The sequence below is a fragment of the Pedobacter nototheniae genome (assembly GCF_032678625.1).
Taxonomy (GTDB): Bacteria; Bacteroidota; Bacteroidia; order Sphingobacteriales; family Sphingobacteriaceae; genus Pedobacter; species Pedobacter nototheniae_A.
Genome location: NZ_JAVTSO010000001.1, coordinates 191,542 through 207,953 on the forward strand (window position 1 = coordinate 191,542; position 16,412 = coordinate 207,953).

The 16,412-nt window shown below is 37.3% G+C and carries 11 protein-coding genes; 6 read left to right on the plus strand and 5 right to left on the minus strand.

The annotated features are described in order from the left end of the window. The first annotated feature begins 84 nt into the window (after positions 1–84). Positions 85–1,947, plus strand: a complete 1,863-nt coding sequence (locus R2Q77_RS00905; protein ID WP_316801829.1) for a LuxR C-terminal-related transcriptional regulator — start codon at positions 85–87, stop codon at positions 1,945–1,947. 108 nt (positions 1,948–2,055) lie between these two features. On the opposite strand, the gene R2Q77_RS00910 is transcribed toward R2Q77_RS00905, so the two are convergent. The 5 genes from R2Q77_RS00910 to R2Q77_RS00930 all read right to left on the minus strand — a co-directional run bounded on the left by R2Q77_RS00910 (position 2,056) and on the right by R2Q77_RS00930 (position 10,540). Beyond that, on the minus strand, positions 2,056–3,729 hold the full coding sequence (locus R2Q77_RS00910; protein ID WP_316801830.1) for a RagB/SusD family nutrient uptake outer membrane protein: 1,674 nt from the start codon (positions 3,727–3,729) through the stop codon (positions 2,056–2,058). Positions 3,730–3,748: 19 nt separating this feature from the next. Further along, positions 3,749–7,114: a SusC/RagA family TonB-linked outer membrane protein gene (locus R2Q77_RS00915; protein WP_316801831.1), complete on the minus strand. Its 3,366-nt coding sequence runs from the start codon at positions 7,112–7,114 to the stop codon at positions 3,749–3,751. A gap of 149 nt (positions 7,115–7,263) precedes the next feature. Further along, a complete protein-coding gene (locus tag R2Q77_RS00920; protein ID WP_316801832.1) occupies positions 7,264–8,316 on the minus strand; it encodes a FecR family protein in 1,053 nt (350 codons plus the stop codon). A gap of 305 nt (positions 8,317–8,621) precedes the next feature. Next, the gene (locus tag R2Q77_RS00925; protein WP_316801833.1) at positions 8,622–9,248 is read right to left on the minus strand and encodes an RNA polymerase sigma factor; all 627 of its coding nucleotides are present in this window, start codon (positions 9,246–9,248) and stop codon (positions 8,622–8,624) included. A 413-nt stretch (positions 9,249–9,661) separates the two neighbouring features. Continuing rightward, positions 9,662–10,540, minus strand: coding sequence for an AraC family transcriptional regulator (locus tag R2Q77_RS00930; RefSeq protein WP_316801834.1), 879 nt, complete (start codon positions 10,538–10,540; stop codon positions 9,662–9,664). Positions 10,541–10,998: 458 nt separating this feature from the next. Here R2Q77_RS00930 and R2Q77_RS00935 point away from each other — a divergent pair, with 458 nt between their 5' ends. From R2Q77_RS00935 to R2Q77_RS00955, 5 genes are all read left to right on the plus strand, one after another. Further along, the gene (locus R2Q77_RS00935; RefSeq protein ID WP_316801835.1) at positions 10,999–11,766 is read left to right on the plus strand and encodes an SDR family oxidoreductase; all 768 of its coding nucleotides are present in this window, start codon (positions 10,999–11,001) and stop codon (positions 11,764–11,766) included. Between the two features lie 7 nt (positions 11,767–11,773). Further along, positions 11,774–12,991 (plus strand): enolase C-terminal domain-like protein, encoded by a 1,218-nt coding sequence (locus tag R2Q77_RS00940; protein WP_316801836.1) that lies wholly within the window; start codon positions 11,774–11,776, stop codon positions 12,989–12,991. A gap of 6 nt (positions 12,992–12,997) precedes the next feature. Further along, positions 12,998–13,462: a hypothetical protein gene (locus R2Q77_RS00945; protein WP_316801837.1), complete on the plus strand. Its 465-nt coding sequence runs from the start codon at positions 12,998–13,000 to the stop codon at positions 13,460–13,462. Between the two features lie 59 nt (positions 13,463–13,521). Then, positions 13,522–14,658, plus strand: a complete 1,137-nt coding sequence (locus tag R2Q77_RS00950) for an acyltransferase (RefSeq protein ID WP_316801838.1) — start codon at positions 13,522–13,524, stop codon at positions 14,656–14,658. 76 nt (positions 14,659–14,734) lie between these two features. Then, positions 14,735–16,384: a sodium:solute symporter gene (locus tag R2Q77_RS00955; RefSeq protein WP_316801839.1), complete on the plus strand. Its 1,650-nt coding sequence runs from the start codon at positions 14,735–14,737 to the stop codon at positions 16,382–16,384. Positions 16,385–16,412: the final 28 nt, after the last annotated feature.

Genomic DNA, 16,412 nt, shown 5'->3' on the forward strand with positions numbered 1-16,412 from the left:
ACAAAAAACACATAAAACGCTTTATTACAAACACTTGCTTGTATTTTAAGTTTTCTGAAGTCATTCTTTTATCTATTTTTGTTTATGCAGCTACCACTGAAACCATTACTCATCTTCCTGTTTTTATTCCTCATTTTTTTTAAAAAGGCGGAGGCGCAAAAAATATACATCGACTCCCTTAATCATTTACTCAGTCAAAAAGAGATTTCTAAAACAGATCAGGTAAATATATTGTGTAAGCTGGCCAGGGCCAATTTTGAGAAGAACCTGACGCTTTCTTTTAAGCAAACTGACGATGCGCTTAAAATTAGCACCGCAATTAAAGATAGCCGTGGAAAAGCGATGACTTATGCCACATTAATACATTTATATGTTTGGAAAAAAGACCTAAAAAAGGCCTATGAAAGCCGAGACAGCGCCATGTATTATGCAGATAAAACTAAAGACCGGATTACTTTGGGTTTTGTATGGTTTAGAAACGGCTGGCTGGATCTGATTAATGACGAGAATGACAAATCAGTTGTAAAACTGCTTAAAGCGCTTGATTATTTTAAAGGTGAAGATGCAGCCGAATATGAAAGCACTATATATCATTATTTAGCAAGTCTTTATGGCTATGGGAATAATCCGGCTAAACAAAAAAAATATGCTGATTTATGTTATTCAACCGCTGTAAAAAGCAAACAGGTGGATATAATGAATAATGCTTATTTTACCATCGGGCAAACTTATTTTGACCGTTTTAAGCTCGATACAACTAAGCGTTATTTTTTAGATTCTGCGTTAACCATTTATAAAAAAGCACTGCAGCTCGCCAGTAAACAGGAAGGACGTTTACTAATCTATAGCAATACGGCAGCTATTGCTTTAAATACAGCCAACACCTATTTTCAGTATTTTCCATCTATTTATACGGATAGTGCCGAAAAATACACAGATATCGCCATTAAAATTGCCTTAAAAACCAATCTGCAGGAGGTACTATTAAACAGTTATGGATTGCGCAGCGAATATGCCCTTCGGGATGGGAATTATGATGAGGCTGAGAAAATACTTCTTACCGGCCTAAATACCATAGCAAATGGTGTTGTTAAGATGCCGCTTACCAAAGCACGGATATTTCAGGGACTTGCCAACATTGCAGAAAAAAAAGGTGATAAAGATGCTGCGTTAAATTATTTGAAACAATATTTTGTGTTTTATAAGCAAGCTTTTGATGAAGATAAAATTAATAGTATTACAAGAGTAGAGGCACAATATCAATCCGAAAAAAAGGAACAGGCAATTGTTTATTTACAACAACAGGCCGAATTTGCAAAAAAGCGCACCATTTTTTATGTTATACTGGCTTTAACAGGAATTATTGCATTGCTTTTTCTACTCATGTCGTATAATTTTAAATTGAAAGCTTCCGGCCGAAAACAGGAGCTGATTGACCAGGGAAAAAGAGCTGCCGAATTGAGGGCGCAGTTAAAAGAAGCAGAAGCTACACAACTCCAAACTGAGCAGGCTTTGCTAAAAGAACGTCAGGAGCGTTTACAAAAAGAACTGTTGGCAGGAACACTTCAGATTGAAGAAAAAAATGAATTGTTAGAATTGCTATCGGGGAAAGTAAACAACGAAAGTCACCTATCTTTTGATGAGCAGATTAAGAAGATCGTAAACCAGCAACGGAAGATGGACAAAGATTTTGAAGAATATAAAGCCGACTTTTTTGAATCCAACCCTGCTTTTTTTGAACGCCTGCAGCAACAGGCAAACCATACGCTAACCCGCCTCGATTTAAAATATTGTTCTTATATGCTAATGGGGCTTTCAAATAAAGAAGTTTCTATCCGTTTGGGTATAGAACCTAAAAGTGTGCGTATGAGCCGATACAGGATTAAGCAGAAGTTAGGTTTAGGAAAAGACGAAGACTTGAATTTATTTCTGCAAAGCGTGGCTTAATTCAATATATAAAAAGCTTGATTTTTCAGCATACTTATATCCAACTCAAAACTGTCCAATTTATAATGGGCAGTTTTGAGTTAAAAAATAATTGCTTGCCTTTAAAGGCTATTTAGGCCAACCTGTGTTTTGTTCCAATTTTGGATTTTTGGTTATTTCGGTCTTCGGTATAGGCATAAAATACATTTTTTGTTCAAAAATAGCTGGCTGCAAATCAACTGGGGCATACTGATAAGTAAAGTTTCCAGGGCCTTGTTTGGTAATAATAACACCATCAAATTTTTTCCCGTTCAATACGGATTCGGCCATTTTCCACCTTCTTAAGTCCCAGTAACGCTGACCCTCGAAACATAATTCTATATACCTTTCGTTACGGATCAGATCTCTCATATCGCTTTGCGATAAGCCCATAGTTAATGGCGTTACAATCCCACCTCTTTGTCTTATTCTATTTAAATAGGCATATACATTAGCATCTGGAGCGCCTTGTGCTTCGTTAATTGCTTCGCAATAATCAAGTAATATTTCGGTATACCTAAATTCTATCCATGGCTGTTCGCTTCCGTAACCATATCTGTAAATGATGTTATCAGGGTTTGTTGCTTTAATAGTTAAATAACCAGTAATAGTGTTATAAACAGCATAATTGGCAACAGAATCGTAATCGCTGCCTCCTTTATAAATACTAAGGCCATAGCTTTTAGTTAGCTGGCCAGGTGCAACACCCGGATAAGGACGTGAAGGAATACCTGCAATAATGGATTGATTGTGTGCGATAAAAGCATTAAATCGATCATCCCGATTTGCATATGGCTTGCTTGGATCATAACCTGACGCTGTTTCGTTAATTCTTTTACCATTTTTCATCGGGAAGGCATCAACCAATTTTTGTAATGGTGAACATTGCCCAGCATCGCCATTAGCCAACCATACAGGTTTCACTTCTGCATCCCATCCGTGAGAAGTTTCAGGTAAATGATATTGTTTCTCAAAAATAATCTCTTTATGCGCGTTTGATTTATCAAGCCATAATTGCTTTAAATCGGGATATAAATCATATTTCCCTAAATCTATAACATCTTTGGCAGCGCTGGCTGCATTTTGCCAACGGATTAAATCGTTACTGGGGTTAAACAATGGGCTGGCAAAATACAAAAGTGCCCTGGTTTTTAAAGATAGTGCGGCACCTTTAGTAGCCCTGCCCCTATCTGCATCTTTAGGCAAATCGGCTGCAGCGGTGGTACATTCGTCAATTATAAATTTAAAACATTCGTCGGCTGTATTGCGTGTTACCATTAAATCGTCGCCCAGGCTTTGTGCTTTAGTTATTAGCGGAATACCGCCATATCTTTTTAGCAGATTAAAATAAAATAAAGCCCGCAAAAAACGAACTTCTGCGGTGCGAAGTTTTTTAATATCATCGCTTACGGTAGAGGTAGTTATATTGGCAAAAAAATCGTTGGTTACCCTAATCTGCTTGTAGGTATCTACCCAGATATCCATAGGGTTATCTACTTCGTTCCACTGGCCAACCAAAATTGAATTTGGGCCACCAGAGTAATTGCTCCGTGCCTCATCAGCAATGTTATTATAGGTATTATAATCCCAACCGGGCACAAAGCTGTATACATTATTTACATATAAGCCAAGTAGTGCGGGATCTTTCCATACATCATTTTGATTAATCGTAGATGGATTATTTGGGTTGAGGAAATCTTTTTTACAAGAGGTGATAAATAAGATTAGTCCGCAAAGTACTATTGTTATTTTTTTTAAATACATCGTATCTTCGTTTAAATAATTAAAACTTAACATTTACACCAGCGCTAAATACCCTTTGCTGTGGGTAATAAGAGCCTGCGCCCGATTCTGCTTCTGGATCGAAACCAATTTTATTTAAGGGGCTTACCGTAAACAGGTTTGTACCAGATACAAATACCCTTATACCATTAAGATGGATTTTTTTTAAATTGATATTGGAGAAAGTGTAACCAATATTAACTGATTTTAAACGGGCATATGCCGAATTTTTTAACCAGATATCTGATGGCTGATTGTTTATGGTGCGCCCTCCTGGCCAAATAAGCGGGTACTCTGCCCCTGTATTGGTTGGTGACCATGCATCTAATAGGTAAGTGAAAGAGTTTCTGGGGCCACCATCGAACATTACTCTGGCATTTTCGGCTAATAATATATTTTTGGCTGCAGCGCCTTGTATCAAAAAGCTTAAATCGAAATTTTTCCAGTTAATATCACCTGATAGACCAAACATAACCCGCGGTGTGGCGTTGTAGTTAGATAATACGAGCTGATCGTTACTGTCTATCATTCCATCACCATTAAGATCGGCATATTTTATATCTCCGGCACGTGTTGCTAAGCCAAATTCTTTACCGCTCATCCAAGCTTGTGCTTCGGCATCGCTCTGGAAAATACCGACAGATTTGTAACCTGCCCTAAAGTCCATAGGCTTATCTAATTGACGTTGAAAATCCAAGCCTCCAGCAGGATCATCAATAGCGGTTACTTTATTAACGGCATAACTGGCATTGGCACTTATTTTATAATTTACCTGGCCTATGTGGTTTTGGTGGTTAAGTACTATTTCAAAACCTTTGTTTTTTACTCTTGCATAATTTTCGAATGGCAATGTACGGCCAAATGTGGCAGGTGTAGAACGATCGCGGGGGCGTAAAATATCTTTGGTATCTTTAATAAAGTAATCAAACTCGAAACCAAATAAGCCTTTCCAAAAGCTGGCTTCCAAGCCAATATCAGTGTTATCAGATTTTTCCCAAGTAATATATGGGTTGGGGTAAACCCCATAATAAGCAATAGGTTGTGGAAGGTTATTAAAAACAGGTATAGTACCCCCACTCGTGGCAATGGTATAAGCATCTTGAAATTGATAAGCACTAACCCTATCATTACCTATTAAACCTTTTGATGCCCTTAATTTCAGGTTATCTATAAAAGAGAGCGATGGATTGTTCTTTATGAAGCTTTCTTCCGAAATCCGCCATGCGGCAGATACGGCAGGAAAAAAACCAAATTGTTTTCCTTCAGGAAAAATATAGGAACCATCGTACCTGAATGATGTTTCTACAATATATTTGCTGTTAAAGGTATAACCTAAACGGCCAACAAGTGCCCTGCGTGCATCGTTAATTAAGCTCGTACCAGTAACGCTCTGGTTTAATGGTCCACTTACAAAAAGTTCGTCTTTTATCTGGGTAGGGAAATCTTGTTTTGTAGCATTTAAATTATTGCCAGTACTTTTATTTTGTTCGAACAATAAAAGTGCATTAATGTTATGCTTGCCAAAATTGCGTTGGTAGTTTAACGATACGTTGTAAAAAACAGTGTTTGTTTGTTCAAAAACCTCGTTTAAATTGGGTACACCACCAACAATTTTCGTTCCGGTAATGTTACCGTTTGTATCTTCATTATACATGGTGTAGGGTAATGCAAAAACTTTTCTAAAAGCGTATATTTTACCAAATGAAACCCTGCCGTTGGCCTCTAAACCAGGGGTAATGGCATTTAGTTTTTGGTTTAGCGAAAGTGTACCCTGAAAGGTGTTAACATTATAATTGTTATAGCCAGAATGTATAGCCTCTTCTGTAGGGTGCTCTCCGGCGGTATTAACCGGCCGGCCACTTGCAAAATAGGCACGGTACGCTGGCGATACCCGATTGGCATGCGAAAATATTGTATTCGCATCAATAGCTGCCGCATTATTGTTTTCTTGTCTGCCCTCCAGATTAATGCCCAAAGTTAAGGTGTTGTTTATTTTGGCATCGACATTAGAACGGAACTTATACGCTTTGTAATTGATATTATCGTACATCCCATCTTGATTTACATAACCTAAAGAGGCGAAATATTTAATAGCATCGGTACCGCCGGTAATGGTTAAATTGTGGTTGGTCATCGGCGAATTTTTCCTGAAAGTAGCATCGTACCAATTAACACCATCTTCGCCTGTATCGAATTTTTGTATTTCGGCATCGGTAAAGCCAGGCGTACCGCCAATGTTTTTTTGGCCTTCGTTAATTGCTCTTGCATATTGCCCAGGAGACAGTAGCTGAGGAAATGAGGTAGGTTGTTGTATAGAAAAAATACTGGTATAAGAAACAGATGGCTTGCCCAATACGCCCCTTTTGGTAGTGATTAAAAAAATACCATTATTGGCTCTTGCGCCATATACGGCCGATGCTGCTGCATCTTTTAAAACAGAGATGCTTTCTATATCATTTGGATCGATGGCACCAAAACCATCATCACGCTGTACCCCATCTACAATTACAAGTGGCCTATTGTTGCTGTTTTGATTATCGCTTGCTATTGTACTAAACCCCCTAACATTTAAATTTGAACCACTTCCAGGTCTACCATTAGGATTTGTAGCCACCACACCAGGTACGCGGCCTGCTATTGCATTGGCAACGTTAGCTACGGGGCTTTCTGTTAACTGTTTACCCGAAATAGTAGAAACGGCGCCTGTTAGCTCTACCTTTTTCCTGGTGCCGTAGCCTATAACCACCACCTCATCTAACAATTTATTGGATGCCTTTAAAACCACGATCATTGATGAAATAGCAGGTATTTCGATGGTTTCATAGCCAATGATAGAAAACACCAACGTAGCATTATCGGGCACTTTGAGGCTAAATTTACCATCGGCATCGGTAGAAGTGCCAATGCCCTTTACACCTTTTACGCTAACAGAAACACCTGGCAGTACTAATCCAGTGCTGTCTTTTACTATTCCCTTTGCTGTAATATCTAAGCTGACACTTCCTTTAAGCGATATGGTAATCAGGTTGTCGCTTTTTAAAGCATAGGTAAGTGATGTGCCGCTTAAAATTTGATCTAAAATGGTGCTAATGGGCGTGTCCTCTGTTTTAATACTTACTGATTTGCCAAACGGTCCTTCCGTTGGGCTGTATACAAACCGGTACCCACTTTGTTTCTCGATGATCTGCAGGGCTTTTTCGAGCTTGACATTTTTGATGTCAAGCGAAAGTTTTTCCTGGGAGAAAACCTTAGCAGAAACATTTAAACAGGTAACAATTACTAATAAAAATGCAATCTTCATTGGAATAATGACTTTAGAAAGCAGCCTGAGCCATGGCGAGGCTTGACTAATGTAAATTTTAATCATATTTTTGTTTTTTGATTGGTTTATTTGAGGCCGCCCATTTCTGTAATGAAGCCTCAGATTAAAAAAGAAGATCAAAAAAATAATGAGGGGATTGTTCCAGCAAGCCCCTCTTTTTCGTTTGATAAAGGTTTATTTTGGTTAGTCTTTTGTTATTTGCTTATCGTAATTAGGTCTCCTTTCTGTTTAAAATTAAAATGTTTTACCTGCTGCAGATTGCGTAGTACAGTTAAAATATCTTCGTTTTTAAAGTTTGCCGTATAAACGTATTGTGCAACTTCTTTATCTTCAAAATCGATATTGACATTAAACCAGCGCTCCAACCTGTCTTTTATTTCGTCAAAATTATTGTTTAAAAAAATCAGGTCATTATTTGTCCATGCAGATTCTACTACCTGCTTATTGATAATCGTAAGGTTATTGACTTCAATTTCAGGCAATTTATCTTCTAAACCAGTTAATACCGATTTAGTAACAACTTGCTTTTTCACTAAATGATAAGTGATTTTTTGTCCTGCTTTAAGAATAATGGTATTTTTATTAAGCCCAGTATTATCTTCTAACCTGATTGTCCCTCTAACTAAAGTTGCAGCTGATTCTTTTTCGTTATTATAACTTTTAACATTAAAAGCGGTGCCCAATACCGTAATCTTAAAATCTTTTGTGTGCACATAAAAAGGTTTATCCACATTGTGCTTTACATCAAAATAGGCTTCGCCAATTAATTTGACATTTCTGTCCTTTTGATCGAAATTTTCTCCAAGCTCTATTTTACTGTCGCCATTAAGGTATACCAAAGTACCATCGGGTAAAATAATTTTCTTCTTCTCTCCTTTTTTGGCAATAAAATTTTCAGCGTATTGTGGTGCTACATTCGGCTTCTGATAACTCACATAAATAAGTCCTAAAAACAGCACAATAAATATGGAAGCTGCCATACCATAATGAATTGCGCTAAACCTGCTGATTTTGGCTACAGGAGAAATCTGATTGGTGAGGCCATCCAGTTGCTGATCAACAGGCTTTAAATCGCCACTTAAGATCTTATATAAATTTTTAGCCGCATTAATTGTTTTGTTTTTTTCTGGATGTTTAGCAATCCAATCCTCCCAAAAGAGTACACATTTTTTACTGCTACCTTCACAATATTGCTTAAAGGTATCATCCATTAAAAAATCCTCTGGATAATTATATTCATCAATCATTAAACACTCTTTTAATACCAGTGCTTAGAATGTGAAACTTTTACCAAGTATTTTTTATTTTTTTTTAAACAGCTTTAAAATGATATTCGAAACTGTTAAGATTTACAGGTCATCGGCTGTTTAAAAACGGATAAGCAACAATATGAATTACTAAATTTTAGACCAAAAATATGTCTATATATTGAATCCTTAAGAAGTTAATAAAATTAAGTTGACCTACATTTAAATATATTGAACTGTTATAAAAACAATTGTAGCACAATTTGCTAATGCTGCACCAACCTCGCTTTGAATTTTTAGCTTTTTTAAAGTTTAAGATGGGTACGAAGAAATTTTAGTGCGGTGTAAATGGTATTATAGGCTGTTCTAACGGTTAATTGGCTTCTTTTAGCTACTTCATCATAACTTAAACCATCGTAAAAACGCAACTGTATCAATTTTCGTTGTTGGGGCGTTAATTTTTCTAAAGCTGCAATCAAACTCAATTTTACCAACTCATCTGATTGAATTTTTACGATCAGTTCTTCATATGGCATCTCTAAAAGTTCTTCATCTTCTCTTACAATAATTGCAATAGCTTTATTTAATCGCTGCTCATGTGCAATTTTCTTTAAAATTGTCCGCTTCAAAATTGTCCGGAGATAAGATTCAACCTGCTCTACTCTTGGAAGCGTATCACGCTTTTCCCAAATTTCAAGAAAAACGTGGTTTAGAGCATCCGTAACAACTTCAGCATTGCTACAAACCCTTAAACCAAAGCCCGCTAAATTCCGGTAAAGACTTTTATACAGATTCAGAAATGCATCTTTTTCGCCGAGGCACATTGCTTCCCACCACAAGCTATGCAGAGAAATTTTTTCATCCGGAATATTCTTTTCATCCATAGTTGACGGTACTGTTTGCTTGGTTTTACCCGCCTTGCACGTACTCATCAATTTGATAGATGGCAGGTAATGTACTTACTAAATAGTTAAGAGGGATGAAAATATTATTTATGGACTAATCACATCAGTCCGTATTTTTTTATTCAGATTGTAATAAAACAGAACTTTAAAACATCCGAATTCATATGGCGAAAAATTGCTGCTGAGGTACCTTTAAACACTGATATCAAGTTGAGACATTTACTTATTTCTTTTGTTCTTTAACAAAACCTACATTAATTATTCCTTTGCAAAAGCACGCGTACTTAGAATAAAAATTTTATCAATGCCCGCCAAATATAATAACTAAAACAAAAAAAGCAATAGTCATCGTACCATAGCTAACTACTATTTTGAAAAGTTATATTTTCTTTTTGTTGATATTGCTGTTATACTAATTGCAGATTGAATATTACGATTTTCTAAGATGAAACTACTTTTCTACGGTATTCTTTTGGTGTAACGCCCTTCATTTGCTTAAAAAACTTATTAAAGTTAGATAGGTTATTAAAACCGCATTCATAGGCCAAATGGCTAATTTGATAGTCTCCTTCAGATATAAGTTTGCATGCATTTCCTATTCTTACCTCATTTACAAATCCCATAAAAGTTTTTTGCGTACGGCTTTTGAAATACCTGCAAAAAGCTTGTTTATTCATCCCAATCATATCGGCTATATCATTTAATTGTATCTCCTTTGAAAAGTTATTAAAAATGTATTTTAAAATCACATCCATTCTATCATTGTCCTTTAACTGATAAGTATTGGTGTAGCCAATCCCCATAATGAGATCAAATTCATCTGTTTGGCAAAATAAATCCAATATATCCGTTAAACCTCTTAATCGAGGCAACATTTCTTCTGTTTTGGCCATCTTGACTAAAAGACTCTTTAATTCTGCTTTTGTTTTCCCCCTAAACTTAATTCCTCTTTTACTGAGTTGAAAAAACCTGGCAAGATTTTGTACGTTACCAAATTGTGAAAAAAGCTTAAGTGTTTTCTCGGGGTTAATAAACAAGGAAAGTGATTTAGCCTGATTTTCATTTTGTTCGCCTAAAAAGTACTCCTCGCTGTTATGCCAAACATGCGGAATATTCGAGCCCACCATAATCAATTCATCATTGCTAAAACGCTCAATACTATCGCCAATCATCCTGGTGCCTGCGCTTTCAACCACGTAAGTTATCTGGCATTCTTCATGAAAGTGGAATGTTGTGGAAAAATAAGGCAGTTCCACTACTTTCGTCCCAAACACTTCATTTTCTTTGCCTTGCAGTATTTTTGCCTCTAAGGGTTTCATAAAAAGGTTAACAATTTAAATTATCAATGATGCGGCATATAGGAATACCTTAATGTCGCATCATTTCCAGAAGCAATAATCGAAAAAAAACGCCAAAATAAATACATTATTAGCTACATATACAGATATAATAAAAATTATGCTAACCAGGCATCATAAATGATCAATAGAGCAATAGGATTTACAAAAAAATAATCATCACTTTACCAGAACAGGATGCTAAACTGCTAACCAAATATCATTCTTACTCAGAAATACCATTTACAGAAAGTGAAATTACCTAACCCAATTTAAACGGCTATGAAAAAAGATCATCTGCTCAAATTCTGCACTTTAATGGCCTTTTTAAAATTTGCTTATGCTGAAAAAAAGAAAAGCTGAAATTAATCACTTTAGGCATTAAGCCTTTACTTAAAAACTACGAAACGGTCTGTTTTATCAAAAAATTTAAGCAAAAAATGTTATTAAACAATAAAATAATTCTTTTAACTGGAGGCGCAGATGGAATTGGCTGGGAATGTGCTAAAGCCTATGCAAATGCTGGCGCAACGGTTTGTATTGCTGACCAAAACCAATTAAGCAGCCAAAAAATCAGTCATTTAAATGGCCAAAATCACCTTGCCCTAACCTGTAATATAGCCGATGAAAATGCAGTAAAAAACCTTTTTGATCGCCTAATAAATACTTATGGACGGTTAGATGCCATACACAATAATGCAGGTATAGCACATCCATCGAAAACGCTTGACGAAACCAGTAATGATGAGTGGAATTTATTGATGGGTGTTAACCTAAAAAGCATATTGTATACCACAAGGTATGGTATAGAACACCTAAAAAAAACAGAAGGCTGCATTTTAAACACCAGCAGCATGGTGGGCAATATTGGTCAGGATAACCATGCTGCTTACGTAGCCAGCAAAGGCGCAGTTAATGCGCTAACCAAGGCTATGGCATTGGATTATGCACCTTTTAAAATTAGGGTAAATGCAATTTCGCCAGCGGCAATAAATACACCAACATTACAGGCGTGGAGCCAGGAACAGCCCAACAAAGAACATATAGAGCAGTACCTTAACCATTTACAACCATTGGGTGGCCCGCCGCAAGGCGATGTAATTGCAGATGCATGTGTTTTCCTGCTCAGCAATGCTGCCCGTTTTATTACTGGTACAATTTTACCCGTTAGTGGTGGCGCAGAACTTGGATACCGAACATTAATATAACGCGGCCATGATCCATAAAATACAAATACTCGATAAGAGATTCGGACTATCTGCAGGTGCAGGTAGTGATGCCATACATAAAGACCCACAATACTCTTATGCCGTAACTAAGCTTACCGAAGGCAACAATACCGGCACGGGCCTCGCCTTTACCCTTGGTCAGGGCAACGATTTAGTATGTAAAGCAGCACAATTTTATGCCGAAACGCTAAAAGGAATAGCTATCGAGGAACTGATGGCCAACTTTGGTCAAACCTTTAAAACCTTATCTAACGAGCAACAATTTAGGTGGCTGGGCCCACACAAAGGCGTTGTGCACTTAGGGCTGGCTTCGGTAACCAATGCATGTTACGATTTATGGGCGAAAAAACGTGGTGTGCCCTTATGGAAATTACTGATTGATTTAACCCCAGAGCAAATTGTAAACACGCTGGATTTATCTTACCTGGAAGATGTTTTGACCAGAGAGGAAGCCATAGAGATATTGGAAAGTCAGGTTAATTTAAAAAAATCAAGAGAAAGCATATTAAATGTGGGCTATCCAGGCTATGATACATCAGTAGGCTGGTTTAACTACGATGATGAAAAGGTACGCGAAAACTGTAAAAAAGCTATTGATAATGGTTTTACAGCTATGAAGCTTAAAGTAGGTTCTACAGATGCACATCGCGATATACGCCGTGCAAATATAGTTAGAGAAGTTGCCGGCGAAACCGCAAAAGTTATGCTGGATGCCAACCAGCAATGGACCCTTCCACAGGCCATTTCCATTTGCCACGAATTGAAACAAATGAATCCTTATTGGATTGAGGAACCTACCCATCCTGATGATGTGCTGGCACACCAAACCTTAGCCAATGAAATTACGCCTTTAAAACTTGCATTGGGTGAACATGTACCCAACCGCATTATTTTTAAAAACTACCTGCAAGCCGGCTGTACCAGTTTTGCACAGGTAGATGCAGTACGCGTGGGTGGTGTCAGCGAATTTATTACCATTAGTTTAATGTGTAAAAAATTTGGGGTTCCCGTGGTGCCGCATGTTGGTGATATGGGGCAGTTGCACCAACACCTGGTTTTGTTTAATCATATTGCTATGGGCCATCAGGCATTGTTTTTAGAACATATTCCACACCTGAAATCTCATTTCGTTGATCCGATAAGCATCAAGAATGGCGTTTATATTACCCCGCAAATGCCCGGCAGCAGTTGCGATTTGAAGTAATTAATTATGACAAGATATTTTATTATTTGTACCATTATTTTAGCCAGCTTTATTGCCTACGCGCAAACCCTGCCTACTGCAAAAGGCAAAACACCAAAATTGCCCTACACAAAAATGGCTTTAACGGCCAAACTTTTAGGTACTGCCATTGCCGATACCGTTTGGTACAATTGGTGTGTAAGCCCCATTATAGGCAAAGATAAAAAAGTGCATATTTTTGGTAGTAGGTGGCCGGCAAAAGAAGGAATGGGAACTATTTTAGATTACTGGGGCACGCCTGATGACCATAAAAAATTATTGGCTGTACCAGGTCGTTTCGCTTACCACGATACAGGAAAACTAGAACGTCCGGCTGTATTGATGCAAAACGGCGTACCTACTTATTTATACGCACCAGCCACACTTAATATTAACAATGGCAAAGTAGCCGAAAGCTATGTTTTTAAAATAGATTTTAACAACGGCAAATAAGATTAAACTTTAAACAAGCACATATAAAATGATCTGTACTAATTAATCTAGAAATCCGAATGACAATAAATAGATATTACAAACCTGAACTAGACTTACTTCGTTTTTTTGCGTTTCTTTTTGTGTTTTTTACACATAGAATGGATTTAGCACCAATTGACCCGACAAAATATTACTGGACACACCATCTAAGTTTAGTTGGTGTATTTGGAGTACCTCTTTTCTTTTTTCTTAGCGCCTTTTTAATAACTGAATTACTTTCTAAAGAGCAAGATCAGTTCGGAAAAATTAATGTCAAATCCTTCTACATAAGACGAATTTTACGGATTTGGCCACTCTATTTTACCTTCTTTTTTAGTATGGTACTATTAGCTTATTTTACCGGTAAATTCGGACGACCCATTTCTGGAGGTGCAGTGGCAGCTTTTAGTCTTTTCTCTGGAAATTGGTATATATCTTTTAATGGTTGGTTCAATTATCCTGTAAATCCACTCTGGAGCATTTCGGTAGAAGAGCAGCTTTATATTTTACTGCCGTTAGTATTTTTCTTTACCGGAAAACGAGGGTTAAAGATTTTTTCATTTTTAGCGCTTGCAGTAGCCTACCTAACTATAACTTATTATGCCTTTCATCCAACAGAAGGCTTTAGTGGCGAATGGACAAATAGTTTTGTGCAATTTCAGTTTTTTGCCGCAGGCATTCTACTATCTGTTTATTTTAAAGGATGGCAACCCAATTGGCGTATTGCAGGTAGAATTATAGCGTTCATATTAGGGTTGATATGTTGGCTTATTGCCTCCATTGTTTGTGAAGTTCATGCAGATGGCCCACATTTTTCTAGTGTTGTGCAAGCCATTAGCGGCTGGATGTTAATACTGACCGGAGTGATGCTCTTTTTTCTATCATTATATGGGGCTTCTACCAAATACATACCAGCTGCATTGGCATATCTGGGTCGCATATCTTACGGAATGTATGTTTTTCATATCACAATGTTTTGGTTGGTTTACAAAATATTCGGAACCGAGTTGGCGTCATTAAGTAATATGATTGGCTTGTATGAATGGCGAAACGAATTAGGCTTTGCTATCGCTTTCTGCGCCACATTTATTATCTCTATTTTGTCATATAGTTTTTTTGAAAAACCATTTTTACGCTTAAAAAAGCGTTTTACGTTTATTCCGTCAAGAGATTAGCCAAGAAACAGAATTTTAATACCAATTAAAATAATCATAAATCAAATCATCAACATTTTAAACAACCAAATATAAAATGATTAGTACCTTAGATATCGTCATAACCATTGGGTACATTTTGTTTATTGTAACCATAGGCCTGTGGAGTGGTACCCGTAAAAAAGAGAAAACCGATAACTCCTCTAATGATTATTTTTTGGCAGGTAAATCCTTAAAATGGCCTATGATAGGTTTGGCCCTTTTTGCCACCAATATATCTTGTCTTCATCTGGTTAGTTTGGCTCAAAGTGGGTTCGACAGCGGCCTGCTTAATGGTAATTTCGAATGGATGGCCGCCTTTACCCTTATTTTACTGGCCTTATTTTTTATTCCCTTCTATATCCGTTCGGGCGTTACCACCTTACCAGATTTTTTAGAACGGCGGTACAATAAGGCTTGTAGAAACTGGCTGGCATTTGTATCCATCATTTCGGCTATCATTATTCATATTGCCTTTTCATTTTTAGCAGGTGGTATCGTTTTAAAAACATTATTCGGCGTTAATATGTACATCAGCATTGTTGTAATAGCGTTAATTACCGGTTTGTATACCATTATTGGTGGCTTGCGGGCGGTGGTGGTAACCGAAACCATCCAAAGCATCGTACTGATAGCTGGAGCCATCATCATTACAATATTTTCCTGGAACAAAATGGGTGGCTGGGAAAATATGACTTCTGTATTAAAGCAGAACAATGCCATGGATAAGTTAAGTATGATAAGACCGATTGGTGATGCAAGCGGGATGAGCTGGGTTGCTGTATTTTTAGGCTACCCCATACTCGGCATCTGGTACTGGTGTGCCGATCAAACTATTGTACAGCGTGCATTAGGTGCTAAAGATGAAAACCAGGCCAAAGCCGGTGTTTTATTTTGTGGTTTTATCAAAATACTTCCGGTATTTATTTTTGTGCTGCCCGGACTTTTTGCTTACGCACTCTACAAAAGTGGAACAATTGATTTGAGTAGTTTGCAAACCGTTGGAGCCGATGGCAAACAGGTTATAAATACAAAAGGGATTTATACTTTAATGATTACCCAGTTACTGCCATCGGGCTTGATAGGCATACTGGTTGCCGCTCTTCTATCAGGATTAATGAGCCAAATTGCAGGAGCGCTTAACTCAATAGCCACATTGAGCAGTTTCGATTTATACCAACGTTACAAACCTAATGCCTCGAGCAATGAACTGGTAAAGGTAGGGCGTATATCGGCAACGATTGCCCTCTGTGTTTCTTTAGGCTTATTGCCCTTGCTAAACCACTACGGGAGTTTATTTGAAGGTATAAATGATATTATTGCCCATATTGCACCTCCCATTACCTGTGTGTTTTTATTAGGTGTTTTCTGGAGAAAAGCTTCGGGCAAATCGGCTCAGTACACTTTGTGGTTAGGCTCTGCCCTGGGGGTTTTGGTTTTTGCCCTAAATAAACTTTATCCCGAAAGTTTAATTGGTCATGTCCCTTTTATGATGATGGCTTTTTATCTTTTTGTGGCCTGTGTAGTTATGCAGGTTACTTTTTCTTACCTATACCCTGTTGTACATACTGAAGAAAGCGAAAAATTATATTGGACTTCTTTTTGGGCACCCTTGAAAGTGCCTGGCTGGAAAGGTATTGGAAATTATAAGGTTTTATCAGCTTTACTATTGCTGATTATGGCCGGCCTATACATTATATTTAAATAAAAATAAATAATTATGATTTTGAAAAAGG